This is a genomic window from Thalassotalea ganghwensis (assembly GCF_053485795.1).
Window position 1 is genome coordinate 1 of the sequence record NZ_JBQRUM010000088.1, and the last position, 279, is coordinate 279.

The 279-nt window shown below is 41.2% G+C and carries 1 protein-coding gene; it reads left to right on the forward strand.

The annotated features are described in order from the left end of the window. The coding region (locus ACSLUH_RS19605; protein WP_448570093.1) for a transposase at window positions 1-279 on the forward strand (279 nt) is incomplete at both ends.

Sequence of the window (279 nt, forward strand, 5' to 3'; positions counted from 1 at the left end):
GAAAAAATCGTCATTGGCTCCAACCTATGAGAAAAGGAACTCGGTATGAAGTCGTTCGCTCTTTGGGTCGTCAAGACAAACTCATCAAACTAAAAACAACAGCACAAGCGAGAAAGAAGTTTGCTGAATTACCCGATGGTATTGAAGTGAGATTGGTCACAAAAACGATTAAGGGAAAAGAGGTGAGCATCCTCACTTCACTGACCGACCCAATGCGTTTTCCTAAAGCTGAAATAGTAGACTTATACAGTGATAGATGGGAAATCGAACTTGGCTATA